General features: G+C 70.3%; 22 protein-coding genes, 2 tRNA genes, 1 other RNA gene and 1 pseudogene. 9 read left to right on the top strand and 17 right to left on the bottom strand.

All coding sequences use genetic code 11. The features are described from left to right. Positions 1-108: 108 nt before the first annotated feature. Positions 109-1,560, top strand: a complete 1,452-nt coding sequence (bagB, locus tag ABTY62_RS26035; RefSeq protein ID WP_352131844.1) for an ATPase BagB — start codon at positions 109-111, stop codon at positions 1,558-1,560. A 174-nt stretch (positions 1,561-1,734) separates the two neighbouring features. Here the strand turns inward: bagB and ABTY62_RS26030 are convergent, their stop codons facing one another. Continuing rightward, positions 1,735-2,070: a WhiB family transcriptional regulator gene (locus ABTY62_RS26030; RefSeq protein WP_043487364.1), complete on the bottom strand. Its 336-nt coding sequence runs from the start codon at positions 2,068-2,070 to the stop codon at positions 1,735-1,737. Positions 2,071-2,455: 385 nt separating this feature from the next. On the opposite strand from ABTY62_RS26030, the gene ABTY62_RS26025 reads away from it, so the two are divergent. Then, a complete protein-coding gene (locus ABTY62_RS26025) occupies positions 2,456-4,723 on the top strand; it encodes a transglycosylase domain-containing protein (protein WP_352131843.1) in 2,268 nt (755 codons plus the stop codon). Positions 4,724-4,812: 89 nt separating this feature from the next. On the opposite strand, the gene ABTY62_RS26020 is transcribed toward ABTY62_RS26025, so the two are convergent. Further along, on the bottom strand, positions 4,813-5,283 hold the full coding sequence (locus ABTY62_RS26020; RefSeq protein ID WP_352131842.1) for a GatB/YqeY domain-containing protein: 471 nt from the start codon (positions 5,281-5,283) through the stop codon (positions 4,813-4,815). A 77-nt stretch (positions 5,284-5,360) separates the two neighbouring features. Between ABTY62_RS26020 and ABTY62_RS26015 the strand changes: the two genes are divergently transcribed. From ABTY62_RS26015 to ABTY62_RS26005, 3 genes are all read left to right on the top strand, one after another. Continuing rightward, the gene (locus ABTY62_RS26015) at positions 5,361-6,290 is read left to right on the top strand and encodes a metallophosphoesterase (protein WP_352131841.1); all 930 of its coding nucleotides are present in this window, start codon (positions 5,361-5,363) and stop codon (positions 6,288-6,290) included. 118 nt (positions 6,291-6,408) lie between these two features. Beyond that, positions 6,409-6,482, top strand: a tRNA-Pro gene (locus ABTY62_RS26010). Positions 6,483-6,605: 123 nt separating this feature from the next. Beyond that, positions 6,606-6,842, top strand: a complete 237-nt coding sequence (locus tag ABTY62_RS26005; RefSeq protein WP_352131840.1) for a hypothetical protein — start codon at positions 6,606-6,608, stop codon at positions 6,840-6,842. 76 nt (positions 6,843-6,918) lie between these two features. Here ABTY62_RS26005 and ABTY62_RS26000 read toward each other — a convergent pair whose 3' ends face one another. Together ABTY62_RS26000 and ABTY62_RS25995 are read right to left on the bottom strand one after the other, a co-directional pair. Beyond that, complete coding sequence (locus ABTY62_RS26000; protein WP_352131968.1) at positions 6,919-7,701, bottom strand: VOC family protein; 783 nt, start codon at positions 7,699-7,701, stop codon at positions 6,919-6,921. A gap of 189 nt (positions 7,702-7,890) precedes the next feature. After that, complete coding sequence (locus ABTY62_RS25995; protein WP_311727232.1) at positions 7,891-8,121, bottom strand: hypothetical protein; 231 nt, start codon at positions 8,119-8,121, stop codon at positions 7,891-7,893. Between ABTY62_RS25995 and ABTY62_RS25990 the strand changes: the two genes are divergently transcribed. After that, positions 8,036-9,322 (top strand): cytochrome P450, encoded by a 1,287-nt coding sequence (locus ABTY62_RS25990; protein WP_352131839.1) that lies wholly within the window; start codon positions 8,036-8,038, stop codon positions 9,320-9,322. The two genes, ABTY62_RS25995 and ABTY62_RS25990, sit on opposite strands and share 86 nt — an antisense overlap. An 89-nt stretch (positions 9,323-9,411) precedes the next feature. On the opposite strand, the gene ABTY62_RS25985 is transcribed toward ABTY62_RS25990, so the two are convergent. Continuing rightward, positions 9,412-10,869 (bottom strand): hypothetical protein, encoded by a 1,458-nt coding sequence (locus ABTY62_RS25985; RefSeq protein ID WP_352131838.1) that lies wholly within the window; start codon positions 10,867-10,869, stop codon positions 9,412-9,414. 143 nt (positions 10,870-11,012) lie between these two features. Between ABTY62_RS25985 and ABTY62_RS25980 the strand changes: the two genes are divergently transcribed. Further along, a complete protein-coding gene (locus tag ABTY62_RS25980) occupies positions 11,013-12,902 on the top strand; it encodes a S9 family peptidase (protein WP_352131967.1) in 1,890 nt (629 codons plus the stop codon). An 85-nt stretch (positions 12,903-12,987) separates the two neighbouring features. Here ABTY62_RS25980 and ABTY62_RS25975 read toward each other — a convergent pair. The 10 genes and pseudogenes from ABTY62_RS25975 to ffs form a co-directional block, all read right to left on the bottom strand. Next, positions 12,988-13,614: pseudogene (locus ABTY62_RS25975) on the bottom strand (SURF1 family protein); the annotation flags it as partial. 125 nt (positions 13,615-13,739) lie between these two features. Beyond that, complete coding sequence (locus ABTY62_RS25970) at positions 13,740-14,960, bottom strand: hypothetical protein (protein ID WP_352131837.1); 1,221 nt, start codon at positions 14,958-14,960, stop codon at positions 13,740-13,742. Then, the gene (locus ABTY62_RS25965) at positions 14,957-15,532 is read right to left on the bottom strand and encodes a SigE family RNA polymerase sigma factor (protein ID WP_352131836.1); all 576 of its coding nucleotides are present in this window, start codon (positions 15,530-15,532) and stop codon (positions 14,957-14,959) included. Before ABTY62_RS25965 ends, ABTY62_RS25970 begins: the two co-directional genes overlap by 4 nt. Positions 15,533-15,958: 426 nt before the next feature. Next, positions 15,959-17,032 carry an aspartate-semialdehyde dehydrogenase gene (locus ABTY62_RS25960; protein WP_352131835.1) on the bottom strand — a complete coding sequence of 358 codons (1,074 nt, stop codon included), beginning with the start codon at positions 17,030-17,032 and terminating at the stop codon, positions 15,959-15,961. Further along, on the bottom strand, positions 17,029-18,300 hold the full coding sequence (locus ABTY62_RS25955; RefSeq protein ID WP_352131834.1) for an aspartate kinase: 1,272 nt from the start codon (positions 18,298-18,300) through the stop codon (positions 17,029-17,031). Before ABTY62_RS25955 ends, ABTY62_RS25960 begins: the two co-directional genes overlap by 4 nt. Before the next feature lie 203 nt (positions 18,301-18,503). Further along, entirely contained in the window at positions 18,504-19,169 is a 666-nt protein-coding gene (locus tag ABTY62_RS25950; RefSeq protein ID WP_352131833.1) for a DUF5063 domain-containing protein, read from the bottom strand. Beyond that, positions 19,162-19,761, bottom strand: coding sequence for a recombination mediator RecR (gene recR, locus ABTY62_RS25945; protein ID WP_352131832.1), 600 nt, complete (start codon positions 19,759-19,761; stop codon positions 19,162-19,164). The genes ABTY62_RS25950 and recR overlap by 8 nt, the downstream gene beginning before the upstream one ends. Positions 19,762-19,879: 118 nt before the next feature. After that, entirely contained in the window at positions 19,880-20,215 is a 336-nt protein-coding gene (locus tag ABTY62_RS25940) for a YbaB/EbfC family nucleoid-associated protein (protein ID WP_014177713.1), read from the bottom strand. Positions 20,216-20,461: 246 nt separating this feature from the next. Beyond that, positions 20,462-22,918, bottom strand: a complete 2,457-nt coding sequence (locus ABTY62_RS25935) for a DNA polymerase III subunit gamma and tau (protein WP_352131831.1) — start codon at positions 22,916-22,918, stop codon at positions 20,462-20,464. A gap of 48 nt (positions 22,919-22,966) precedes the next feature. Further along, positions 22,967-23,061: signal recognition particle sRNA small type (gene ffs, locus ABTY62_RS25930), an RNA gene on the bottom strand. Positions 23,062-23,135: 74 nt separating this feature from the next. Here ffs and ABTY62_RS25925 point away from each other — a divergent pair. Beyond that, positions 23,136-23,220 (top strand) — tRNA-Ser (locus tag ABTY62_RS25925). A gap of 105 nt (positions 23,221-23,325) precedes the next feature. On the opposite strand, the gene ABTY62_RS25920 is transcribed toward ABTY62_RS25925, so the two are convergent. Beyond that, positions 23,326-24,342, bottom strand: coding sequence for a DNA-directed RNA polymerase subunit alpha (locus tag ABTY62_RS25920; RefSeq protein ID WP_311727028.1), 1,017 nt, complete (start codon positions 24,340-24,342; stop codon positions 23,326-23,328). A gap of 163 nt (positions 24,343-24,505) precedes the next feature. Here ABTY62_RS25920 and ABTY62_RS25915 point away from each other — a divergent pair, with 163 nt between their 5' ends. Continuing rightward, positions 24,506-24,727, top strand: coding sequence for a hypothetical protein (locus tag ABTY62_RS25915; RefSeq protein ID WP_311727027.1), 222 nt, complete (start codon positions 24,506-24,508; stop codon positions 24,725-24,727). Positions 24,728-25,111: 384 nt separating this feature from the next. Here ABTY62_RS25915 and ABTY62_RS25910 read toward each other — a convergent pair whose 3' ends face one another. Next, positions 25,112-25,543: a VOC family protein gene (locus tag ABTY62_RS25910; RefSeq protein ID WP_352131830.1), complete on the bottom strand. Its 432-nt coding sequence runs from the start codon at positions 25,541-25,543 to the stop codon at positions 25,112-25,114. Between the last annotated feature and the right edge of the window lie 101 nt (positions 25,544-25,644).

Here is a 25,644-nt window from a genome sequence, read left to right as displayed (position 1 = left end):
GGCACAATCAGCACGAACAGTACGAGCTGCACGAAGAGCAGGGACTGCACAAACTGCACGGGCCGCAAAAGTGAGCGGTACGAGCCGTACGCAGGAGGCGGCATAAGCATGGACATGGCACCGCGGCTGGACACCGACGCGCTGCTGGCCGACCCCGAGACCCGCATCGTGGTGTGCTGCGGCTCCGGCGGCGTCGGCAAGACCACGACGGCCGCCGCCCTCGGCGTACGGGCCGCGGAACAGGGCCGCAAGGCCGTCGTCCTCACCATCGACCCGGCCCGCCGGCTCGCACAGTCGATGGGCATCGACGCGCTGGACAACGTGCCGCGCCGGGTCGAGGGCATCGACGGCGCGGCGGGCGGCGAGCTGCACGCCATGATGCTCGACATGAAGCGGACCTTCGACGAGTTCGTCGAGGCGCACGCCGAACCCGAGCGCGCCCGCGCGATCCTCGCGAACCCCTTCTACCAATCACTTTCGGCCGGTTTCGCGGGCACGCAGGAATACATGGCCATGGAGAAGCTCGGCCAGCTGCGGGCCCGCGACGAGTGGGACCTGATCATCGTCGACACGCCGCCGAGCCGGTCGGCGCTGGACTTCCTGGACGCCCCGAAGCGCCTCGGCTCCTTCCTGGACGGAAAGTTCATCAAGATCCTGATGGCCCCGGCGAAGGTCGGCGGCAGGGCCGGGATGAAGTTCCTGAACGTGGGCGTGTCGATGATGACGGGCACGGTCAGCAAGGTGCTGGGCGGGCAGCTGATGCGCGATGTGCAGACCTTCGCCGCGGCCATGGACACCATGTTCGGCGGCTTCCGCACCCGCGCGGAGGCCACCTACCGGCTGCTACAGGCCCCGGGCACGGCCTTCCTGGTGGTGGCGGCCCCGGAGCGGGACGCACTGCGCGAGGCGGCGTACTTCGTGGAGCGGCTGGCCGCGGACAAGATGCCGCTGGCGGGGCTGGTACTGAACAGGGTGCACGGGAGCGGCGCCGTGCAGCTCTCGGCGGAGCGGGCGCTGGCGGCCGCGGAGACGCTGGCCCTGGGCCTGGGCCTGGCCGAGACACTGGGCACGCCGGGCACACCGGCCCCGGCGAACTCGGCGGAGCAGACGGACGAGGCCGACCCGGTGGACGTGGCGTACGCGACCGTCCCGGCAGACCCTGCCGACCCGGCCGACCCGGCGGACGACCCCGAAGCCATGGCCGTCACCATCAACAGCCCAGAAAATCTTGGCAAGGGCGGCATTGTCGACCCCGGTTCAGGGAATGCTCAAGGGCAGAACGCCTCAGCGGCGGACGACTCCTCGGCATCTGACCCCGACGGCTCCCCCACGTCGGCAGAGCGGCTCGCCGTGGGGCTGCTCCGGTTGCACGCGGAGCGTATGCAGGTGCTCGCCCGCGAGCAGCGCACACACCACCGCTTCACGGCACTGCACCCCGAGGTTCCCGTGGCGGAGGTGGCCGCGCTCCCCGGCGATGTACACGACCTCGCGGGGCTGCGGGCGATCGGCGAGCGCCTCGCGGACCAGACGGAGCGGGAGCCGGGGCACGCGGCGGGCTGACGGGCAAGGCCGACCGACCGGGCGAGCCGACACAGCCGGACGCGGGCGCGCGACAGCGCGGGGCGGCGCACCACGGCGCGGGAACGGCACAGGGCGCGCGAGAGCGCCACAGCACCCCACACCCGCGCTCAGACGCTCAGGCGCTCGGGCCCCACGAGAACTCCTGGCCGACGGCTAACCGACGGCGGCGAAGCGCTCGTACTCCTCGTCGTCGAGCGGCAGGATCCCCGCACCGCGCTCGTACTCGAGGCGTGCGGTCTCCAGCAGCCGGCGCCAGGAGGTGACCGTGGGACGGCGGCGCAGCAGCGCCCTCCGCTCACGCTCGGTCATTCCACCCCACACGCCGAACTCGACGCGGTTGTCCAGCGCGTCGGCAAGGCACTCGGTGCGCACCGGGCATCCGGTGCAGACCGCTTTGGCCCTGTTCTGTGCCGCGCCTTGGACAAACAGTTCATCTGGATCAGTCGTGCGACAGGCGGCCTGCGCACTCCAGTCGGTTACCCAGCCCATGCTGGCGCCGTCCTCTCCCGATTCGGAGCTCCCCCACGGCGACAAACGGCATATTCACCGTCGCCAGTTGAGGACGTTACGGAAGGCGGACAGGGTGCAACACCCCCAGCGGGCCCAATCTTGGATGGCCCGAACGGACTATGGGTACGCGGCAGATCACCCAACGGAGTGAGCTGACGACATCCGCGACTTCCCGTACGAATGGGGGCAGTTCACCCACGCCAGAAGGGGCATGACGGGGCACAAGATCACAAATGGGACAGGGCTCATCACTCACTCGAGTGATGAGGAGGATGGTGCTCGACCGCACCTGGGTGACTGGCGTGAAACAGCGTATGCGAACTGGTGGTCCCCTGTCCGGCGATTCGACACGTAGGCTGCCCCCATGGGTAACAAGCGTTCGGGCGGAGGGCTGTCCTCCGCTCAGCAGGCCGCGAAGTTTCTCGGTGTCAGCGTGCTCGCGGGAGCGGTGCTGGCCGGGCTCGCGCTGCCCGCCGTCGGCGCGCTCGGGCTCGCGGCCAAGGGAACGGTCGAGGGATTCGACGAGATTCCGGCCAATCTCAAAACGCCGCCGCTCAGCGAGCGGACCACCATCCTGGACGCCAAGGGCGGCGAGATCGCGAAGGTCTACTCCCGCGACCGCACCATCGTGGAGCTCAAGGACATCTCCCCGTACATGCGGAAGGCGATCGTCGCGATCGAGGACGCGCGCTTCTACGAGCACGGGGCGGTCGACCTCAAGGGCGTGCTGCGCGCGCTCAACAAGAACGCCCAGGAAGGCGGCGTCTCCCAGGGCGCCTCCACGCTGACCCAGCAGTATGTGAAGAACGTCTTCGTGGAGGAGGCGGGCAACGACGCGGAGCGGGTCGCCGAGGCCCAGAAGCAGTCGATAGGGCGCAAGATCAAGGAGCTGAAGTACGCGATACAGGTGGAGAAGGAGCTGGGCAAGAAGCGGATCCTCCAGAACTACCTGAACATCACGTTCTTCGGGCAGCAGGCCTACGGCATCGAGGCCGCCTCCCAGCGCTACTTCAGCAAGCACGCCAAGGACCTGAAGCTGGAGGAGGCGGCGCTGCTGGCCGGCCTCGTCCAGTCGCCCAGCCGCTACGACCCGGTCAACAACGCGGAGGTGGCCAAGGCCCGCCGCGACACCGTGCTCCAGCGCATGGCCGAGGTGAAGGACATCACCCACGCCCAGGCCGACGCGGCGAAGAAGAAGCCCCTCGGCCTCAAGGTCAGCTCGCCCAAGAACGGCTGCATAACGGCCGTCGACGGCGCCGGGTTCTTCTGTGACTACGTCCGCGAGGTCTTCCTCAACGACCCGGTCTTCGGCAAGACGCGCGAGGCGCGCTCCCAGCGCTGGGACCGCGGCGGTATGACGATCCGTACGACGCTGGACCCGCAGGCCCAGAAGTCGGTCCAGAGCTCGATCAAGACCCACGTCTACGAGGACGACCCGGTCGCCACCGCCGTCACGCTCGTCCAGCCCGGCACCGGCAAGGTGGTCGCCATGGGCCAGTCCAGGCCGTACGGCTTCGGGCCCAACGACCTGACGATCAACCTGTCCGCTGACAAGGCCATGGGCGGCTCGAACTACGGCTTCCAGGTCGGTTCGACGTTCAAGCCGATCACCGCGGCGGCCGCCCTCGAGCAGAGCAAGAAGCCGTACCAGCGCTACTCGTCCCCGTACAAGATGGACTACCCGAGCCCGGTCTCCACGTGCAACGGCACCTGGTCCAACAGCGAGGGCGCGACCGTCGAGAACGAGGACGTCAGCGAAAAGGGCCCGTATGGCATGCAGGAGGCGCTCGCCAAGTCGATCAACACCTACTTCGTGCAGATGATCAGCGACATAGGCGTCTGCCCGGTCAGCGAGATGGCCGAGAAAATGGGTGTGAAGCGCGCCGACGGCGAGAAGCTCAACCAGGTGCCCGCCATCACGCTCGGCACCGACGGCTTCTCGCCGCTGACGATGGCCAACGCGTACGCGACCTTCGCCAACCGCGGCGTCTACTGCACGCCGGTCTTCATCGAGTCGATCACCGGCCCGGGCGGCAAGGACCTCGAGGTCCCCAAGTCCTCCTGCACGCGCGCCATGTCGCAGAAGACCGCCGACACCATGAACACCCTGCTGCGCGGCGTCGTCGAGGACGGCACCGGCAAGAAGGCGGGCTTGGACAACCGGCCGAGCGCCGGTAAGACGGGTACGACGGACGAGCGCAAGGCCGCCTGGTTCGTCGGCTACACCCCGAACCTCGCCGGCGCGGTCTGGGTCGGCGGCTCCGGCTCCAAGGGCGTCAAGATGGAGAACATCCGGATCGGCGGCATCCTCCACGACAAGGTCTACGGCGGCGACACCCCCGGCCCCATCTGGAAGGACGCCATGAACGGCGCCCTGGTGGGCAAGACGGTGGAGCAGTTCGTCACCGTGCCGATCAAGGACCCGAGCGACCGGAAGCGCGACCGCGACAACAACGGCGACAAGCCGGGCCGCGACAACGGCGGGAACAACGGCGGCCAGGACAAGCCGTGGCCGGACGTCACCATCCCGCCGGACCTGATCGGCGGAGGCGACGGCTGGTCCGGCGGCAGCCGGGGCGGCAACGGAAACGGCGGCAACGGGAACAACAACGGCGGCTGGAACTTCCCGTAGCGGAGGCCGGACGAGCAAGCGGCAGTAAAGCGGGCCCGGACATCGTCCGGGCCCGCTTTGCCGTAGCTTCTCTCGCCCCCTGCGGCGGGTCAGCCCTCGGCGAGCCGCTTCTTGACCGCGGCGGCGACCCGGCCGCCCTCGGCCCGGCCCGCCACCTTCGGGTTCACGATCTTCATCACCGCGCCCATCGCGCGCGGCCCCTGCGCCCCGCCGGCCACGGCCTCCTGCACGGCCTCCGCCACCAGCGCGGCCAGCTCCTCGTCCGAGAGCTGCTTGGGCAGATACTCGGCGAGCACCTCGCCCTCGGCCCGCTCCCGCTCGGCCTGCTCCACCCGGCCGCCCTGCGCGAACGCCTCGGCCGCCTCGCGGCGCTTCTTGGCCTCGCGCGTGATGATCTTCTCCACCTCGGCGTCGGACAGCTGCCGGGCGGTCTCGCCCGCGACCTCTTCCTTCTGGATCGCGGTGAGGGTCAGCCGGAGCGTGGAGGAGCGCAGCTCGTCGCGCGCCTTGATCGCCGCGGTGAGATCGTCGTGCAGCCTGGACTTGAGCGTGGTGGTCATGGCGTCGAGTCTGCCAGCCCTGGCCGGGAATCACCCGAAGATTTCTCGCCCGTCCACGGTCTGCGACCATGGTGACCATGCGCGCGCGATACGGAGTACCCCTGGGAATCACGGCGGTCGGCGCCGCCGGCCTCATCTACGCCGCCGGCTTCGAAGTCCGGTCCTTCCGCCTCCGACGGGTGACCGTCCCCGTACTGCCGCGCGGCATGCGGCCCCTGCGCGTCCTCCAGGTCTCCGACATCCACATGGTCAGCGGCCAGCGCAAGAAGCAGCGCTGGCTCCAGGCCCTGGCCGGGCTCCGCCCCGATTTCGTCATCAACACGGGCGACAACCTCTCCGACCCCGAGGGCGTCCCCGAGACGCTGGACGCGCTCGGCCCGCTCATGGAGTTCCCCGGCGCGTATGTCTTCGGCTCGAACGACTACTACGGCCCCACGCCGCGCAACCCCGCCCGGTACCTGAAGGAGAAGGCCAGCGGCAAGCACGGCCTGAACGGCAATCCCCCCGTCGTCGGCGCGGTCCACAACCCCTGGAAAGACCTGCGCGACGCCTTCGACGCGGCCGGCTGGGTCGGCCTGTCGAACACCCGCGGCCGGCTCAAGCTGGACGGCGTGGAGATCGCCCTGACCGGCCTCGACGACCCGCACATCAAGCGCGACCGCTACGGCGAGGTGGCCGGCGGCCCCGAATCCGACGCCGACCTCTCCCTGGCCGTCGTCCACGCCCCCTACCTGCGCGTCCTCGACGCCTTCACCGCGGACCGCTACCCGCTGATCCTCGCCGGTCACACCCACGGCGGCCAGCTGTGCATCCCCTTCTACGGCGCCCTCGTCACCAACTGCGACCTGGACGCCCGCCGCGTCAAGGGCCTCTCCACCCACCACGCCTCCGGCCACACCTCCTACCTCCACGTCTCCGCCGGCTGCGGCACCAACCGCTACACCCCGGTCCGCTTCGCCTGCCCGCCCGAGGCCACCCTCCTCACCCTCACCCCGCCCAACGCCTGACCCCCCGGGGTGGGCCGACCGGCGCCCGACGGCCGGCCCACCCCGCCCCGACCTGCGAGGCCCCGAAAACCGGATTTCGTCTCTGGCCACGGGTCCGCTAAAGTAGAGCTCGTTGCTTCGGGGTGTAGCGCAGCTTGGCAGCGCGCTTCGTTCGGGACGAAGAGGTCGTGGGTTCAAATCCCGCCACCCCGACACAGGTCAGAGGGCCACCTACCGGTTTCGGTAGGTGGCCCTCTGCGTTGTCCGCACGTGAGCGAAAACGAGGTGCGTGCGAACTCCGTCGGTTGACGGGCCGTGCCGGTGAACCGTGAAGAGATGTCCCGGATCACCCATGCCGAGCACCGGATCAGGTCTCCGCTCGACGACGACTCGGTCGGCCGGCTGCTGGAGCGGGAACTTCACCGGCCTGGCGACCACCGTGATGAGGACGACGGCGAGCTGACCTGCCGCATGGTCTGGGGCTGCGCCGATCGGCAGGTCTGGTGGCACTGGGTGGACCGCCCGGAGGGCCCGCTGGAGCCTTGCCCGTACCCGGGTCTGCTCGACTACTGACGCGGCCACCACCGGTTTGGTGGAGGGGAGTTGGCGAAGGCGGCGTACAGGGTCCTCAGCGCCTCCCATAGGGCGGTCAGTTGTGGGAGCGGCGGGGTGCGGGTTCGGAGGACCGCACCGCGCCCGTCGTCGCCGCGATGCTGAAGAGTCCGCCTTCGGGGTCGCGGAGGGCCGCGATGCGGCCGTAGGGGGTGTCGGAGGGGGCGGAGATGATGCCGCCGCCGAGGGTGGCGGCGTGGCTGGCCACGCGGTCGACGTCCTCGACGCAGAAGTAGATGTGCCAGCGGGGGCGGACGTTGGGGTCGGGGGCGGCTTCGAGGGCGCCGCCGAGCAGGCCGGCGACGGCCTTGCCGTCGATGTGGAGGACGACCCGGTCGTGCTCGAAGCGGACGTCGCAGCGGTCCTGGCCCTGGGCGTCCCAGCTGAAGACGTGGCCGTAGAAGAGCGCGGCCTCGAAGGCGTCGCGGGTGCGCAGCTCGAGCCAGACCGGGGCGCCCGGGCGGCGCTCGCCCCACCAGGCGGAGGTGAGCTCGCCTTCCCAGATGCCGAAGACGGCGCCGTCAGGGTCGGCCGCCCAGGCCACCCGGCCGCTGCCGAACTCCAGTGGCCCGACCGCGACCGTGCCGCCGCGCTCGCGTGCGCGCCAGGCCACCTCGTCGGCGCTGTCGGCCGCGAAGTAGGTGGTCCAGGTGACGGGGCGGGTGCCGCCGGTCGCGGCCGGGATGCCCATGCCGACGGTGGGGGCGCCGTCCGGCGTGAACGCGATGGTGTAGCGGCCCTGGCCGTGGCGGCTGGGACGGAAGGTCCAGCCGAAGAGGTCACCGTAGAAGCTCTGCGCCCGGTCCAGGTCGGCCGCCATGAGGCTGACCCAGCACGGCGCGCCTTGGACCGCGCGGAATCTCTCCCGCCTCTCCACGGCCTGCTCACCTCACTCCGCCTCCGCGTGCGCGCGGCGGTTGCCGTTCCGCCTCCGCGCGCGGAGGCGATTGGCTCCCGCGTGCGCGCAGCCGTCACCGTCCGCACATGATGCCCGATAGCACTGCCTTGGTCAGAGTTTCTCCCGTTTTTTCGGGGCGCGCCACCCCGGCCGCTCCTCGGGCCGCGCGCCGGCGCGCGCCGTGTGGCGCATCACACCGAGGCGCGCCACCAGACGCATTACGGACACCCGACCGAAGCAGGGCAGTATTGCGCCCATGTCGAATCTCCGCTCAAACATCGTCGCCTGGCTCGGCCGCAAGTACTTTTCCAGGATCCAGAAGAACGGCTTCGACCTGTCCAAGTTGTCGTTTCTGTCGGATACGACGCTGACCCCGTTGCGACGGGACGGCCTGGACCCCGTGGCCGAATTGTCCCGCACTCGCGCAAAAGAGCCGATAAGTAAGCTTCCATTGCCTTTCGGGATGAAAGGATGGCTTGTCACGGGATACGACGAGACCAAGGCCGTCCTGGGCCGGACGAGCGGATTCAGCTCCGATTTCACCAATCTCTCGGAGAAGAACATCGGCATCGCCCCACAGCAGAATCCAGGAGGCCTCGGCTTCAGCGATCCACCGACACATACGAGACTGCGCCGCCTGCTGACGCCGGAGTTCACCATGCGCCGGCTCAGCAGGCTCACCCCGCGCATCCACTCCATCGTCGAGGAGCGGCTCGACGAGATGGCCGCGATGGGCGCGGCCGGGGACCCGGTCGACCTGGTGCAGACCTTCGCCCTCCCCATCCCCTCCCTGGTCATCTGCGAGCTGCTCGGCGTGCCGTACGAGGACCGGGCGGACTTCCAGCAGCTGAGCATGGCGCGATTCGATCTGTTCGACGGGGCCGACGCCTCGTTCGGCGCGATATCCGACTCGCTGTCGTATCTGCTCGACATCGTCAAGAAACAGCGTGAGTCGCCGGGCGACGGGCTGCTCGGGATGCTGGTCAAGGAGCACGGCGACGAGATCGAGGACCAGGAGCTGGCCGGGCTGGCCGACGGGGTGCTGACCGGCGGCTTCGAGACAACCGCGAGCATGCTGGCGCTCGGCACGCTGGTGCTGCTCCGCGACCCCGAGCGGTTCGCGGAGATCCGCGACAACGACGAGGTGATCGACCGGTACGTCGAGGAGCTGCTGCGCTACCTCACGGTCGTCCAGGTGGCCTTCCCCAGGTTCGCCAAGGAGGACATGGAGATCGCGGGCACGAAGATATCCACCGGCGATCTGGTGCTGTGCTCGCTGAGCGGGGCGAACCGCGAGGAGAAGCTCGGCCCGGACATGGAGCGGTTCGATCCGCATCGGCACACCCCGTCCCACCTGGCCTTCGGCCATGGCATCCACCGGTGCATCGGCGCCGAGCTGGCCAAGATGGAGCTGCGCGCGGCCTACCCCGCGCTGGTGCGGCGGTTCCCGGAGATGCGGCTGGCCGTCCCGCAGGAGAAGCTCGCGTTCCGGAAGCTGTCCATCGTGTACGGCGTGGAGGCGCTGCCGGTGACCCTGAAGTAGCCCGCCCCGACAGCCCGCCCCGAACCGGATCATCTGCCGGGTGCCTCGCGAGGGCGCCCGGCGGGGCCGGGGTACAGGGGCGCGGCGGCTCAGCGGTACGGGTCGTCCCGGCCCGGGTCCTTACGCGCGCCACCGACGTCGCGCGACACATCCGGCTGGGGGACGGGGTTGGAAGGCCCCTTGGCCTCGGTGATGTCGGTATGCATGACCGAGCTGCTGCCCCGCATGTCGAATTCCTGGGCCAGCCCGGTCCGGTGCAGCCGGCCCAGCTCGTCGTCCGCGACGGTGGTGATCCCGGCTACGTTGGTGAACTTGTCGGCATCCCAGTTGTAGCGGTCCCACACATTGAGCTGGGCGTCGAGGCCCACACGGGGTTTTCCGTCATCCCCTGGCGTCACCGTGACCACGCCGCTGATATTGGTGGTGACCGAGCCGACGGCGTAGACCCAGTTCTCATGCTTGCTGGAGAAGCGAAAGCCTCTGTTGCCCGTCTCTATGGTGATGGCGACCGGTCGGCCATCGTTCTTCTTGTATTCGGCCAGCGCCTTCTCGCGCCATTCATCCTGAGCGAGGAGAATGACACCGTTGGCGTCGTCGAGAAGCCGCTTGTCGTCCTTCATCATCTTGTCGACGGGCAGATTGAGCGGCGTACCGGAATTATCCAGGTAATGCATCATATGTTTCGCCGCGTCGTCCATCCCCAGCAGCGACGCCCCCTCCGCCATCATCTTGGCCTTCTCCAGGGTGACCCGCTCGCCGAGGCCAGGGGACTCGACACCGTGCCGGCCCGACCCCGCGTCCGGGGAGATCTGCCTGATCCGCGGGGACAGGACCCCCGCCGCCACCAGGTCGTCCTTGTGGGCCGCCCAGAGCTCGCCGCGCGCCCGCGGGCTCAGGGACTCCCACAGCCGCCGCAGCCGGGCGCGCTCCTCCGGGCTCGCCTCGTCCCCGAGCGAGGCCAGCTCGACCGCGCGCGGGATCATGTCCTCGTCCAGCGAGGTGTAGACGGCATGGCCCGCGTCATGGCGGTCCTGGCCGTGGCTCGCGCGCAGGGCGCGGGTGACGGCGGCGTCGATCTCCGCGGCGTAGGTGACCATCTCCGTGATGGAGTCGGTGTACCACGTGAGCAGGTCCTCGGTGCGCTGGCTGTCGCTGTCGACATTGCACAGCGTCTCGGTCACCCGCACCGAGCCGTCGCCCGCGTCCTTGACCAACAGCGACGGCTCCCCCGCCGCGGCGTCGGCGACCAGCTTTCCGACCCGCTTCTGGATGCCCCGCAGCTCCGTGTTCGCATCGTCCAGAACGCTCCAGACGCTCTTCGCCTCGCGGTGCAGATCCCGGAACTCCTTCGCCGTCTTGCCGACGAACTCCCGGGTCACCGTGGCGTTGAGACCGGCCCATTTCGCGGCGTTCGACTTCCGCACCAGGCCCCGGTCGACATCCGTCCCCAGCTTTTCGAGATCGCTCACCAAGGTCTTCCAGTCGGCGACCGCCGCACCGAGCTTGCCGAGGTCCATCTCGAGGAGATTCGTATAAGTGAACGCCACCGCGGTCTCCAGCCCCCGTATCACTCCGTGCCCCACTCCGCGCATCGCCTCACGCGTGTGGATGGATGCGCACGTTAGCAAGGATCACGGCGGTCGGCGCCGGTCCGATCGGGTTTGATGGAGGGATGAATGACGCACAGACCATGCCCGACTGGGAGAAACGATTCCGGGCGCCGCGCGTCTCCCTGCCCGACTGGGCCGAGGACGCACCCGACCGCGCGCTGTTCGTGTCCAACGCGACCGGGACGTACGAGCTGTACGCGTGGGACCGGGCGACCGGAGCGCAGCGCCAGGTGACCGACCGGCCGAACGGCACGACGGACGGGGTGCTCACCCCGGACGGCCGGTGGATCTGGTGGTTCTCGGACACCGACGGCGACGAGTTCGGGGTGTGGATGCGCCAGCCGTTCGCCCCGGACGCCGTCCCGAGCCAGGGAACAGCGGCGCAGGGCGGCGGAGCGGACGAGCCTGCGGCGCCCGGCCTGGACCCCTCCTACCCGGCCGGTCTGGCGCTCGGCCGCGACGGCACCGCGGTCGTCGGGCGGTCCACGGACGAGGACGGTTCCACCGTCCACGTCGTACGGCCCGGGGCCGCGCCCCAGGAGATCTACCGCCACCGGGAGTCGGCCGGGGTGGGCGACCTGTCGTACGACGGGACGCTGATCGCGATCGAGCACACCGAACACGGCGACGCCATGCACTCGGCCATCCGGATCGTACGGCTGGACGGCACGCCCGTCGCGGAGCTGGACGACACCAAGGGCGGCACCGAGGAGCTGGGCCTGTCCGTCATGGGGTTCGCGCCGGTCGCCGGGGACAACCGGCTGCTCGTCGGGCACCAGCGGCGCGGCCGCTGGGAGCCGATGGTGTGGGACCCGGACACCGGCGTGGAGACGGCGCTGGCCATCGACCTGCCCGGGGACGTCGGCGCCGACTGGGTGCCGGACGGGACGGCGCTGCTGGTCGAGCACAGCTACCAGGCGCGCAGCGAGCTGTGGCGGTACGACCTCGCCTCCGGCGAGCTGACCCGCCTCGACACCCCGCCCGGCACCATCTCCGGGGCGACGGCGCGGCCGGACGGCACGTTCGAGTTCCTGTGGTCCTCGGCGGCCGAGGCGCCGCAGGTGCGCTCCACGAGCGGGCGCGTGGTGCTCGACCCGCCCGGGCTCAGGGCTCCCGGGTCGGTGCCGGTCGGCGACATCTGGGTGGACGGGCCCGGCGGGCGGGTGCACGCCCTCGTGCACAAGCCCGCGGGCGAGGGCCCCTTCCCGACCGTCTTCGACATCCACGGCGGGCCCACCTGGCACGACAGCGACGCCTTCGCGGCGGGCCCGGCGGCCTGGGTCGACCACGGTTTCGCGGTCGTACGGGTCAACTACCGCGGCTCCACCGGGTACGGACGGGCCTGGACGGACGCGCTGAAGCACCGCGTCGGGCTGATCGAGCTGGAGGACATCGCGGCCGTACGCCGGTGGGCGGTCGACTCGGGGCTCGCCGACCCCGAGCGGCTGGTGCTGGCCGGCGGCTCGTGGGGCGGCTATCTGACGCTGCTGGGGCTCGGGACCCAGCCCGAGGCGTGGGCGCTGGGGCTCGCGGCGGTGCCGGTCGCGGACTACGTCACGGCGTACCACGACGAGATGGAGGCCCTGAAGGCGATGGACCGCACGCTGCTGGGCGGCACGCCGGAAGAGGTCCCCGAGCGCTTCGAGGCCTCCTCACCGCTGACGTATGTGGACGCCGTGCGGGCGCCGGTCTACATCTCGGCGGGGGTCAACGACCCGCGCTGCCCGATCCGGCAGATCGACAACTACGTGGAGCGGCTGGCGCGGCGCGACGCCCCGCACGAGGTGTACCGGTACGACGCGGGGCACGGCTCGCTGGTGGTCGAGGAGCGGATCAAGCAGTTGCGCTTGGAGATCGAGTTCGCTCAGCGTCACCTGGGTCAGCTGCCGGATCCGCGTGGTCCGCACGATCCGCGTGACTCGCGTGACTCGCGTGATCTTCAGGCGCAGCCGGGGTCTCCGACGCGATGATCCCGAGCTCCAGGTCGCGCGCCGTCTCCGCCTCGCGGCGGAACAGCCGGAACCACATGAACACGACGAAGCCCGCGAAGACGAACCACTCGCCGGTGTAGCCGAGGTTCTGGAACGCCTTGAGGTCGAGCCCGGTGCCCTCCGCCACGGCCGGGGGCACCGGCTTCAGGGCCCCGGGGGCGGAGGCGGCGGTGATCCACGCGTCGTACACCCCGTACGGCACGAGGTTCACCAGCGAGGCGGCGCTGATCATGCCCAGCTGGCCGCGCGGCAGCCCGCCGCTCGCCACCACCCCGTCGCTGCCCGAGTGCTCGGACGCCTGGAGCGCCCCGGTCACGGTCACCTCGCCCGCCGGGGGCGCGGGCACCTTGGCGACGTCCGCCTTGTCGTCGGCGTCGCCGGGCAGCCAGCCCCGCACGACCGGGACCGCCTTGCCCCCGTCGGTGCGCAGCAGCGTGAGCACGTAAAAGCCGTCGTGGTCGCCCAGCCGCCGGTCCGGGACGAGCAGTTGATGCTCGGTGTCATAGCGCCCGGTCGCGGTGGCCGACCGCCCCGAGGTCCGGTCGGTGACCGGCAGCAGCGCCGTCAGCGGCTCGGCGCCCTCCTTGGCCTCGGAGGACTTGTCCTGCTGCTTGTTGTGGTTCTCGACGCGTGCCTCGAAGCGGCTCAGCTGCCAGCTGCCCATGAACAGACAGACCGGAATGGCCAGCACGGTGAAGACGTTGATCACCCACCAGCGGGGTGTCAGCAGAAACCGATACACACCACCACCGTACGGGCCCGCGACCGCCGGCCCGCCCTTGGGGTGGGCTCTCTTCGGGCTCGGCTCGCCCCGGCCTACGCGCCCGCCAGCACCCCGGTGCGGTAGATCGTCCCCGCGCACGCGCCGCCGAGCGTCACGCTCGCCGCGGGCGGGTCACCGGCCTCGGGCGTGTAGCTGAGCGAGACGCTCCCCGCCGGCTGCTCGCCGCCGCCACCGCCGCCACCGCTTCCGCTGCCGGAGCCGTCGCCCGGAGTGTCCGAGGGCTCGCCGTCCGCGGCGGCCGCGTCCGGCGAGGGGTCGGGGCTCGGCGTGGAGCTGGTGTTGGAGCAGCCTGAGGTACCGCCGCCGGACTGCGGGATCCAGGCGAACCTCACCTCGTACGCCTGGCCGGGCTTCAGGATGAGCTGGCCCGGCGCGGTGGCCGGGTCGGGCAGGCCGCTCGCCGCGTCGCCGGAGGTGTGGTCCACGACGAAGACCCGGGAGGCGTCCGCGCCGCCCAGCGCGCTCGGGCTGATGCTGCCGCCGCCCACGACCGTGCACGGCGTGCCGGAGATGTTCAGCACCTGGAACGAGCCGTAGACCCGGCCCTCGGCGTCCGCCGTCCCGGCCGTCCCGGTGGCGTTGCCGAGCTGGGAGCGGGCGCAGGTGGGCGAGGTGGCGTTCAGCGTGCTGGAGGGGTCGGGGGCCACGCCGCCCGAGTCGCCCTCCGGCTTCTTGGACGGGTCCTTCTCCTTGTCGTCCTTGCCCTTGTCCTCTTTGTCCTCGCTGCCCTGGTCGGCGGGCCGGCCGGTCTCCTTCCCGCCGCTGTCCTCGCCGCGCTTCTCCTCGTCGGTGCCGGGCGTGTTGTGGCTGCTGCCGGCGATGGCCGGGCGGTCGTCCGAGCCGCCGGTGGTGGCGACGTGGACCAGCGCGGGCAGCGCGGCCCCGCCGAGCACCACCGCCGCGGCGGCGCCGACCAGGGCCTGGCGGCGGCGCGTACGGCGGGCGGGCACGGCGCGGCGCAGGTGCTCCAGGGAGTCGGGTGACGGCTCCAGCTCGCCGACGGCGCCGTGCAGGAGACGGCGCAGCGAGTCCTCGTCCATGCCGTCGTCCATGCCGTCCGGGCTGGTCCTGTCGTCCCCGCCGTCCGGGCCGTTCATGTCGCCGCTGCCGTTCCTGCTGCTGTTCCTGCTGTCCGTACGATCCCCGCCGTCCGTGCCCGCGGCCTTGCCGAGCCGCGCCGTGCCGTCCGGCTCGTGAACGTCCCGCCGGTCGGGATCGTCCCCCGGCGCCGGCTTGAGTGTGTCGTCGTTCATGCCGGAGCCTCCATTGCGACGCGAAGCGCCGCGATGCCACGCGATCCGTACGCCTTGACCGAGCCGAGCGATATGCCGAGCGTCTCGGCGACCTGGGCCTCGGTCATGTCCGCGAAGTAGCGCAGCACGAGAACCTCGCGCTGGCGGCGCTGGAGCCCTCTCATTGCCTTGATCAACTGGTCCCGCTCGAGTTGCTCGTACGCGCCCTCCTCCGCGCTCGCCATGTCGGGCATCGGCTTGGAGAGCAGCTTCAGCCCGAGGATGCGGCGGCGCAGCGCCGAGCGCGAGAGGTTGACGACCGTCTGCCGCAGGTAGGCGAGCGTCTTCTCCGGGTCACGGACCCGGCGCCGCGCGGAGTGCACGCGGATGAACGCCTCCTGCACGACGTCCTCGCAGGAGGCGGTGTCGTCCAGGAGCAGCGCGGCAAGACCGAGCAGCGACCGGTAGTGGGCGCGGTAGGTCTCGGTGAGGTGATCGACTGTGGTGCCGACTGCCATCGCTTCGTCAGTGTCCTCGCGCCCCGCCGAGATCTGCGCGGGACGAGCGGTGGACCACGGCGCGATCACCGGCATGCCGCCAGGAGCGCGGGGACGCGGGGGCCGCACTGCCGTGCCGCCGCGCCCTGGGATCGTTGCGATGCCGAATACCTCTGCTGCCACGCCAGTTGGACACGCTGCCCCCTGTCAGGGTTGTACGCGTGAGGCATCGCGTTTGACGATGCGACGAATGCCCCCATGCAGACCAACCCATCCCCAATGCCCCGGTTTGCTCAACGCCCACTACAGGGCGGCTGGAAAGACGCTCCCCGCCTGCTGCCGGTTGCAGCGGGCGGGGAGGGAATCTTCTTCACAGATCTTTGCCCTGGTTTGCTCCCAGTTCAAGTGGTCCAGGCCATTGTCCAGGTCACAGAAACTTCACAGTCGGCTCTGGGCCCACGCCGGCGAGCCATCACCTTACGCGAGGACAACAGGCCTTCAGGCGGTCAGGGCTTCAGGCCTTCAGGCCGTGAACTCCGCCGCGACGAGTTCCGCGATCTGCGCGGTGTTGAGCGCCGCGCCCTTGCGGAGGTTGTCGCCGCACACGAACAGCTCGAGCGCCTTGGGGTCGTCCAGCGAGCGCCGCACCCGGCCCACCCAGGTCGGGTCGGTGCCCACGGCATCGGCCGGGGTGGGGAACTCGCCCTCCGCCGGGTTGTCGCAGAGCACCACCCCGGGCGCGGCCGCCAGGATCTCGTGCACCTGGGCCACCGTCACCTCGTTCTCGAACCGCGCGTGCACGGCCAGCGAGTGGGTGGTGATCACGGGCACGCGGACACAGGTCGCGGTGACCCGCAGCTCCGGCAGCCCCAGGATCTTGCGGGACTCGTTGCGCACCTTGAGCTCCTCCGAGGACCAGCCGTCCTCCTTGAGCGAGCCCGCGAACGGCACCACGTTGAGCGCCATCGGCCCGGGGAACGGCCCGGTGTCGCCGACCGCCCGCCGTACGTCGCCGGGCTGCGTGCCCAGCTCCGTGCCGGCGACGAGGGCGAGCTGTGCGCGGAGGGTGTCGATGCCCTCCTTGCCCGCCCCGGAGACCGCCTGGTACGAGGAGACGATCAGCTCCTGGAGCCCGAACTCGGCATGCAGCGCGCCGATCGCGACGATCATCGAGAGCGTGGTGCAGTTGGGGTTGGCGATGATGCCGCGCGGGCGGACCCGGGCCGCGTGCGCGTTCACCTCGGGGACGACCAGCGGCACATACGGGTCCATCCGGAAGGCTCCGGAGTTGTCGACCACGACCGCGCCCTTGCTCACCGCGATCGGCGCCCACTGCGCGGAGACCTCGTCCGGCACGTCGAACATCGCGATGTCGACGCCGTCGAAGGCCTCCTCGGCCAGCGCCACCACCTCGACCTGCTCGCCCCGGACGGTCAGCTTCCGCCCCGCCGAGCGCGGCGAGGCGATCAGCCGGATCTCGCCCCAGACGTCGGCGCGCTCGGAGAGGAGGGAGAGCATGACGGTGCCGACGGCTCCGGTCGCGCCGACGACGGCGAGCGTCGGCTTCCGGCCACCGGCACCGCCACGGCCGGTCATCGGCCGGTCCCTCCGTAGACGACGGCTTCCACGTTGTCGCTGTCCAGCCCGAAGGCGGTGTGCACGGCCCGGACCGCTTCCTTGACGTCGTCGGCGCGGGTGACGACCGAGATACGGATCTCGGAGGTCGAGATCAGCTCAATGTTGACCCCGGCGTTGGACAGCGCCTCGAAGAAGGACGCGGTGACGCCCGGGTTCGTCCGCATACCGGCGCCGACCAGCGAGATCTTGGCGATCTGGTCGTCGTAGCGCAGCGAGTCGAAGCCGATCGTCGGCTGCGCCTTGGTCAGCGCCTCCATGGCCTTGTGGCCGTCGGTCTTCGGGAGGGTGAAGGAGATGTCGGTCAGGCCGGTCGACGCGGCGGAGACGTTCTGCACCACCATGTCGATGTTGAGCTCGGCGTCCGAGATCGTGCGGAAGATGGCCGCGGCCTCACCCGGCTTGTCCGGCACGCCGACGACCGTGATCTTGGCCTCGGAGGTGTCGTGGGCAACACCCGAGATGATCGCCTGCTCCATCGGCTGGTCCCCTTGCGGCTCGTTGCTGACCCACGTGCCCTTGAGCCCGGAGAAGGACGAGCGGACGTGGATCGGGATGTTGTAACGGCGTGCGTACTCCACACAGCGGTGGAGCAGCACCTTGGAGCCGGAACTGGCCAGTTCCAGCATGTCCTCGAACGAGATCCAGTCGATCTTCTGGGCCTTCTTCACGACCCGCGGGTCGGCGGTGAACACACCGTCGACATCCGTGTAGATCTCACAGACCTCGCCATCGAGGGCGGCCGCGAGAGCGACGGCGGTGGTGTCGGAGCCGCCGCGGCCCAGGGTGGTGATGTCCTTCTTGTCCTGGGACACGCCCTGGAAGCCCGCGACGATCGCGATGTTGCCCGCGTCGATGGACTCCCGGATACGGCCGGGCGTGACGTCGATGATCCGCGCTTTGTTGTGGACCGAGTCGGTGATCACCCCGGCCTGGCTGCCGGTGAACGACTGCGCTTCGTGCCCGAGGTTTTTGATCGCCATCGCCAGCAGGGCCATGGAGATCCGCTCTCCGGCGGTCAGCAGCATGTCGAACTCACGCCCCGACGGAATCGGGGACACCTGCTCGGCGAGGTCGATCAGCTCGTCCGTCGTGTCGCCCATCGCCGAAACCACGACGACCACCTGGTGGCCGTTCTTCTTGGCTTCGACGATTCGCTTGGCGACCCGCTTGATGCCCTCGGCATCGGCAACGGAAGAGCCTCCGTACTTCTGCACGACAAGGCCCACGTGCGCTCCCTACGGCTCTCAGTATTGCGGTCGGCTCAGTCTAACGAGTGGCCGGAAATTACCCCGCCTATATCACATTGCGAGACACATGACTCACTTTGTGATCAGACGTCCACTTTCCCGTGCCACCCGCTCAGCGACCAACCCTGCCCGCTCGCGCCCGAAGCATACGAAAACGTAACCCAGGTCACATCCCGGAACTCTCAGGTCTGGACGGACCGGATCCCGAGCGGGGCCGCGATCTCCGCCGCCATGACGCGTCCCGCCTCTTCCGCGAGCTGGTCGTCCCCACCCGCGTTGCTGTCCGTGTCCAGGCCGTCCAGCTCGTCCAGGGGGCTGTCCAGGCGCACGTGGGCGACCAGCGACTGGAGCGCGCGCAGGGCGGCGGAGGCGGTCGTACCCCAGTTGGACAGGTACGAGAACTGCCACCACCACAGCGCCTCGCTGATCCGGCCGTCGCGGTAGTGGGCCATGCCGTGCCGCAGGTCGGTGATGATGTCGGCCAGGTCGTCGGAGATCCGGCAGGCCACGGGCCGGCTGCGCGGCACATACGGGTCGAAGACCTCGGAGTAGACGTCCACCGGGTCGAGCAGCCGGGCGAAGCGCTCACGCAGCTCGTCCACGTCCGGCTCGGGGCCGACGTCCGGCTCGTACCGCTCGTCGGGCACGAAGTCCTCATGGGCGCCCAGCCGGCCGCCCGCGAGGAGCAGCTGGGAGAGCTCGAGCAGCAGAAACGGCACGGCGCTGTCCGGCTCGTCGCCCTTCGCCACTTCTGTGACGGCGACGATGAAACTCTCGATCTGATCGGAGATCTGGACCGCGAAGTCGTCCGGATCCGGATGGGCGGCGTGCAGCGTTGCGTCAGACATCGAGAAGTCTTCTCCCTTCGAAGGCACGCCCCAGCGTGACCTCGTCGGCGTACTCCAGGTCTCCCCCGACCGGGAGACCGCTAGCCAGCCGGGTCACCTTCAAACCCATGGGCTTGACCATGCGCGCCAGGTAGGTGGCGGTGGCCTCGCCCTCCAGGTTCGGATCAGTGGCCAGGATCAGCTCCGTGACCGTACCGTCCGCGAGCCGTGTCAGCAGCTCCCTGATTCGAAGATCGTCCGGGCCCACACCCTCGATCGGGCTGATCGCGCCGCCGAGCACGTGGTAGCGGCCACGGAACTCGCGGGTGCGCTCGATCGCCACGACGTCCTTGGGCTCCTCGACCACACAGAGGATGGCCGGGTCGCGGCGCGGGTCCTGGCACACCCGGCACTGCTCGGCCTCGGCGACATTGCCGCACACCGCGCAGAACCGCACCTTCTCCTTGACCTCGGTCAGCGCGTGCGCGAGGCGGCGGACGTCGGTGGGCTCGGCCTGGAGGATGTGGAAGGCGATGCGCTGCGCGCTCTTGGGACCGACGCCGGGCAGCCTGCCCAATTCGTCGATGAGGTCCTGGACCACGCCCTCGTACACGCCCGCATCCAATCTCGCGCTGACACGCGGTGGCTTCTCTTCTTACAGACTTCGGTATAAGGCCCGGGTCAGGGCTTGGGCCAGACCGCGGAGAGCCGTTTCCGAACGGAAAGCCCGTTCAGAACGGAAGGCCCGGCATGCCGCCGAGACCCTGGGCGAGCGGACCGAGCTTCTGCTGCTGAAGCTGCTGAGCGGCGTTGTTCGCGTCGCGGACGGCGGCGACGACGAGGTCCGCGAGGGTCTCGGTGTCCTCCGGGTCCACCGCCTTCGGGTCGATCACCAGGCCCTGAAGCTCACCGGCGCCGGTCACGGTGGCCTTCACCAGGCCGCCGCCCGCCGAGCCTTCGACAGGGGTCCTGGCCAGTTCCTCCTGCGCCGCGGCGAGGTCCTGCTGCATCTTCTGGGCCTGCTGAAGCAGCTGCTGCATGTTGGGCTGGCCACCACCGGGGATCACGAGCTCACTCCTGCGCTGTCGACAGAGTTCTTCTTACCGATAGCCCGAGCCTACGTGCTCACGGGGCGCCTCGCTCTACGCCGTAGGGAGGAGCGAGGAGTGGCGCTGGAGGTCACAACTCAGGGGCCGCGCAGGGCGGTACTGGTCCGGACCGCGCGCCCCCTCTTCGCCCACACCCCTGTCTGTTCACGGCCCCTTCCCGTTCACGACCTCTGCTCGTTCGCGACCTCTACTCGTTCGCGATCTCTACTCGTTCGCGATCTCTTCGACGACCGTGGCGCCGAGCTCGCGCACGATCAGGTCATGACCGCTGAGCGCGGTGTCGTCGAGATCCGGGTCGTCCTCGGCCGGCATGTCGTCCTCGGGCGCGACGGGCGGGGGCTCCGGCTCCCGGTACGCCGACGGCTGCGCGGGCGGGCCCGCGGACGCGGCGGGAGGGCCGGCGGGGGACGCGCCGGGGGCAGCGGGCCCGGCGGCGGCCGCCTGGGCCTGGGGCCGGGGGGCGGGCGGGCGCGGCGGAGCCGCCGGGGCCGCACCGCCCCCGAAGCCGCCGGAGCCGCCGGAACCGCTGAAGCCGCCGGAACCGCCGGAACCACCGGCACCGCCGAAGCCACCGCCGCCCGCACCGCCGGGCCCGCCCTGCTGGGCGGCGCCGCCCGAGGGGTCGACGACCGCCTCGATCCGCCACTGCACACCGATCGCGTCGCTGAGCGCCTGGCGCAGCACGTCCTCGCTGCCGCCGCTGACGAAGCTGTCACGCGCGCCGGGGTTGGAGAAGCCGACCTGAAGGGTGGTGCCGTCGAAGCCGGTGACCCCCGCGTTCTGGCTCAGCAGGATCCAGGTGAAGCGGCGGCGGTTCTTGACCGCCTCCAGGATGTCCGGCCACATCTGCCGCACCTGCATGGCGCCCTGCGCCATGCCCGGCGCGGACGCGGCGGGGGCGGCGGGCGCTCCGGCGGGACCGGAGGGGCTGGAAGGGCCAGAAGGGCCGGAGCCGGTGGAAGTACTCGAAGCACCGGAGGAGCCGGCAGGCCCTGTGGAACCGCCCGCCGCCCCGCCGCCCTGCCCAGGCGCGGCGGCAGACGGCCAGCTGCCGGGCTGCCGCCCCGAGCCCTGGGCGGAACCGGGAGCCGTGGCGGTCGGCCAGGCCCCGGGCCGCGACGCGGACGCGGCAGGCGCCCCGCCACCTTCCGCACCGCCGGTCGAGTCGGCACCGCCCGCACCGGGGCGCTGGCCGCCGCCACCGCCGTGCCCCGCAGGCTGGGCGCCCCCGGGCCACGCTCCGGGCTGCGGTCCCCCGGCCCCGGCCTCGGCCTCGGCCGGGCCCGAGGGCGCACCGCCGACGGCCGGTGCCGCGCCCTGGCCGGCCCCGCCGCGGCCCGTCACGGCCGCGCGCGCGGCCGCCGGGCCGGACGGGCCCGCGGCCGGGGCATGCGCGTCGGGCCCCGGTACGTACCCCATGGCGGGCCCATGGCCCTCCAACCCCCCGACGATGCCTCCGGGGCCTCCAGGCCCTCCTGGGCCTCCGCCCAGACCGCCCGCCAGAGCCCCCCGCTCCAGCTTCTCCAGCCGCGCCTGCACCGACCGCTCGTCCCCGAACGCCGCGGGCAGCAGCACCCGCGCGCAGATCAGCTCCAGCTGGAGCCGCGGCGACGTGGCGCCGCGCATCTCGGTCAGGCCCTCGTTGACCAGGTCGGCGGCGCGGCTCAGCTCGGCGGCGCCGAAGACGGACGCCTGGGCCTGCATCCGCTCGATGACATCGACCGGGGCGTCGATGAGCCCCTTCTCCGCCGCATCCGGCACAGCCGCGAGAATCACCAGGTCACGCAGCCGCTCCAGCAGGTCGGCGACAAAGCGCCGGGGGTCGTTGCCCCCCTCGATCACACGGTTGACCACCTCGAACGCGGCAGCGCCGTCGCTCGCCGCGAAGGCGTCCACGATCGCGTCGAGCAGCGAGCCGTCCGTATAGCCGAGCAGCGACGTCGCCATGGCGTACGTCACACCGTCCGCGCCCGCGCCCGCGAGCAGCTGGTCCATGACCGACATCGAGTCCCGCACCGACCCGGCCCCGGCCCGCACCACCAGCGGCAGCACCCCGTCCTCGACGGGGATCGCCTCGCGCTCGCAGACCTCCGCCAGATAGTCGCGCAGCGTCCCCGGGGGCACCAGCCGGAACGGGTAGTGGTGCGTACGCGACCGGATGGTGCCGATGACCTTCTCGGGCTCCGTGGTCGCGAAGATGAACTTCAGATGCTCCGGAGGCTCCTCGACCACCTTCAGCAGGGCGTTGAACCCCGCCGAGGTGACCATGTGCGCCTCGTCGATGATGTAGATCTTGTACCGGCTCGACGCGGGCCCGAAGAACGCCTTCTCCCGCAGCTCACGGGCGTCGTCCACGCCTCCGTGAGAAGCGGCGTCGATCTCGATGACATCGATCGAACCCGGTCCGTTCCGCGCGAGGTCCAGACAGGACTGGCACTCCCCGCACGGCTCCGGGGTCGGCCCCTTCTCGCAGTTCAGACAGCGGGCCAGGATGCGCGCGCTCGTCGTCTTGCCGCAGCCGCGCGGACCGCTGAAGAGGTACGCGTGGTTGACCCGGTTGTTGCGCAGCGCCTGCTGCAACGGGCCGGTGACATGCTCCTGGCCGATGACCTCGGCGTAGGTCTCGGGGCGGTAGCGGCGGTACAGCGCGAGGGACGACACGCTTACGACGATATCGGTGCCCACGGACATCCGGAGCCGCCCCACAACGCAAGGGCCCCCCACGTACCCGCCAGAGCCCACTTACCCTTGCTGCCTTCCGGCCCTGGGGGAGTTCGGTGAGATAGCGCCACGTGAGGGGCTGGCCCCCACCCTAGCGGATGGACGGGGGTGGGAACGAGTTCGCATCTACTGCTTCCGGTCTTGTATTGTTCCTCGCGGAGGATTCGCCTAGAGGCCTAGGGCGCACGCTTGGAAAGCGTGTTGGGGGCAACCCCTCACGAGTTCGAATCTCGTATCCTCCGCACCCGCCCAGCAGGGCAGACGAGGGCCCCGACCGGTTCACCGGTCGGGGCCCTCGTCGTGTACCGGCCCGGAACGGCTTCGCCGTCCGCGACCCGGCACAGGGTTCAGTACTGGTCGGTCTCCATGAAACCCGTGCTCCCGTTGTCGTCCGCGTCGAAGGCGGCGGCGGTCGGGTCGAATCCGGGCGGGCTGTCCTTGAGGGCCAGACCCAGGCCGGCCAGCTTCGCCTTGACCTCGTCGATCGACTTGGCGCCGAAGTTACGGATGTCGAGCAGGTCCGCCTCGGACCGCGCCAGGAGCTCACCCACCGAGTGGACGCCCTCGCGCTTGAGGCAGTTGTACGAGCGGACGGTGAGTTCCAGCTCCTCGATCGGCAGCGCCAGGTCGGCGGCCAGGGCGGCGTCCGTCGGGGACGGACCCATGTCGATGCCCTCGGCGTCCACGTTCAGCTCACGCGCCAGGCCGAACAGCTCGACCAGGGTCTTGCCGGCCGACGCCATGGCGTCACGCGGACGCATGGCCTGCTTGGTCTCGACGTCGACGATCAGCTTGTCGAAGTCGGTGCGCTGCTCGACACGGGTCGCCTCGACCTTGTACGTGACCTTGAGCACCGGCGAGTAGATCGAGTCGACCGGGATCCGGCCGATCTCCTGGCCGACCTGCTTGTTCTGGACGGCGGAGACATAGCCGCGACCGCGCTCGACGGTCAGCTCCATCTCCAGCTTGCCCTTGCCGTTGAGCGCGGCCAGGACCAGGTCGGGGTTGTGCACCTCGACACCGGCCGGCGGCGCGATGTCGGCGGCGGTGACCAGACCCGGGCCCTGCTTGCGCAGGTACATCACGACCGGCTCGTCGTGCTCCGAGGAGACGACCAGCTGCTTGATGTTGAGGATGAGGTCGGTGATGTCCTCCTTGACGCCCGGCACGGTGGTGAACTCGTGCAGGACCCCGTCGATCCGGATGCTGGTGACAGCAGCGCCGGGGATCGACGACAGGAGGGTGCGACGGAGGGAGTTGCCGAGGGTGTAGCCGAAGCCCGGCTCCAGCGGCTCGATCAGGAATCGGGAACGGAACTCGTCGACGACCTCTTCGGTCAGTGACGGACGCTGAGCAATCAGCACGAGGTATTGCCTCCAGTGTTTTGCGCCCGCTATGTGACGCCGTAGACACCACGAACTGTACGGGCGTCTGCCGGCCGGTCGGCAGGCTCAGCTCTTGCTGGAGCGGAGTCCAACGATCGACGAGGCAGCCACCAGCTCAGTTCGTAGGCGCATACTAGGGGCAATGACAAAGCCTGCTGCACCGAAGCGTCATTTGCCCACCAGCCCCTTCAAGGCCCCGGTCACGCCGGCTCCCAAGCACTTCGCCGTGGGCGACCAGGTCACACACGACATGTACGGCCTCGGCCGAGTGATCGGCATCGAGGATGGAATCGCCGCGCTCGTGGATTTTGGCTCGGAGCGAATGCGGATCCTGAGCCCGTACGCCAAGATGACCAAGTTGTAGAAGCACTGTGCCCGGTCACGGCACGCCAGGCCCCTTCAGGGACCTGTAACGAAAGCGAGACCTCTCATCGATCTGACGTCGCTGTTCTCCGCCCTGGAAGGGCAACCCCGCCGTACCACTCCGGCATCGCCGCCTCCGGCGACAAACCCCTTCCAGGCCCCGGACTTCGGGGAAGACGAGACCTTCCTGCCTGAGGAGGTACAGGAACCCGCCCCGGGCGTGCGCGCGGCGCGGTCGAGGGCTGCCTAGCTCCCACGCGTGCGGTGGGCTCGGCAACTGGCCGCGGGCCGTCCCCGGTGCTGCGGTGAGGATCATTTACGAGATGAGGCCCGACCGCTCTCTGATCGAACACGGCAGCCTCTCATGCGCTCAAGTCCTCGGATTTCAGCGGGTCCAGGAGCGGGAACAGAGGACGAGGCGGTAGCCGTCGGGGTCCGCGACGGTCACGCCGTGCTCGTCCCAGTACGGGTTGTGGGCGGTCACGCGGGTGCCGCCGGTGGCGAGCAGGCGGTTCACGAGATCCTCGTCGACGGGCTCTCCCAGGTAGACGACGAAGAGATCGTCGACGGTCGGGCTGGGTTCGAGAGGCTGCTCGGGGTCGTGAGTGAGTTCGAAGTGCCAGACTCCGTCGCGCGGGCCGAGCATGAGCAGGTCGTGTTTGCCCGGCGCGTGCTCGGTGGTGCGCCAGAGGACGTCGAGGCCGAGACCTTCGACGTAGAAGCGCATGGCCGCGGCGAGATCCCGGGACGGGCGTGCGATGCGGACCCGTGTGTCCGTACCCAGCGGAGGTTTCGGGAGGCCCGGTTCCGGTGTCATGTTCACTCTCCGCTGCCGAAGATCGTGGTGGGGTCGCCGAGATGTTATCGATGCGCGGGCGCGGCGCCCGCCCGCGGGCAGGCGCCGCTGACGTGGGTGAC

The organism is Streptomyces sp. NPDC097640, from assembly GCF_040302705.1.
GTDB lineage: Bacteria > Actinomycetota > Actinomycetes > Streptomycetales > Streptomycetaceae > Streptomyces.
Note: the sequence above shows the minus strand (reverse complement) of the source record. Positions and strands in the feature narration are given on the sequence as shown.

Excerpts from the sequence above, each read along its gene's own strand:
- ABTY62_RS26020 (WP_352131842.1), bottom strand. The coding sequence starts at position 5,283 with ATGACCACCACGCTCAAGTCCAGGCTGCACGACGATCTCACCGCGGCG.
- ABTY62_RS26005 (WP_352131840.1), top strand. The coding sequence starts at position 6,606 with ATGTCCCGGATCACCCATGCCGAGCACCGGATCAGGTCTCCGCTCGAC.
- ABTY62_RS26015 (WP_352131841.1), top strand. The coding sequence starts at position 5,361 with ATGCGCGCGCGATACGGAGTACCCCTGGGAATCACGGCGGTCGGCGCC.
- ABTY62_RS26030 (WP_043487364.1), bottom strand. The coding sequence starts at position 2,070 with ATGGGCTGGGTAACCGACTGGAGTGCGCAGGCCGCCTGTCGCACGACT.
- ABTY62_RS25965 (WP_352131836.1), bottom strand. The coding sequence starts at position 15,532 with ATGCCGGTGATCGCGCCGTGGTCCACCGCTCGTCCCGCGCAGATCTCG.
- ABTY62_RS26025 (WP_352131843.1), top strand. The coding sequence starts at position 2,456 with ATGGGTAACAAGCGTTCGGGCGGAGGGCTGTCCTCCGCTCAGCAGGCC.
- ABTY62_RS25950 (WP_352131833.1), bottom strand. The coding sequence starts at position 19,169 with ATGTCTGACGCAACGCTGCACGCCGCCCATCCGGATCCGGACGACTTC.
- ABTY62_RS25990 (WP_352131839.1), top strand. The coding sequence starts at position 8,036 with ATGTCGAATCTCCGCTCAAACATCGTCGCCTGGCTCGGCCGCAAGTAC.
- bagB (WP_352131844.1), top strand. The coding sequence starts at position 109 with ATGGACATGGCACCGCGGCTGGACACCGACGCGCTGCTGGCCGACCCC.
- ABTY62_RS26000 (WP_352131968.1), bottom strand. The coding sequence starts at position 7,701 with ATGGCGGCCGACCTGGACCGGGCGCAGAGCTTCTACGGTGACCTCTTC.
- ABTY62_RS25970 (WP_352131837.1), bottom strand. The coding sequence starts at position 14,960 with ATGAACGACGACACACTCAAGCCGGCGCCGGGGGACGATCCCGACCGG.
- ABTY62_RS25915 (WP_311727027.1), top strand. The coding sequence starts at position 24,506 with ATGACAAAGCCTGCTGCACCGAAGCGTCATTTGCCCACCAGCCCCTTC.
- ABTY62_RS25910 (WP_352131830.1), bottom strand. The coding sequence starts at position 25,543 with ATGACACCGGAACCGGGCCTCCCGAAACCTCCGCTGGGTACGGACACA.
- ABTY62_RS25960 (WP_352131835.1), bottom strand. The coding sequence starts at position 17,032 with ATGACCGGCCGTGGCGGTGCCGGTGGCCGGAAGCCGACGCTCGCCGTC.
- ABTY62_RS25980 (WP_352131967.1), top strand. The coding sequence starts at position 11,013 with ATGCCCGACTGGGAGAAACGATTCCGGGCGCCGCGCGTCTCCCTGCCC.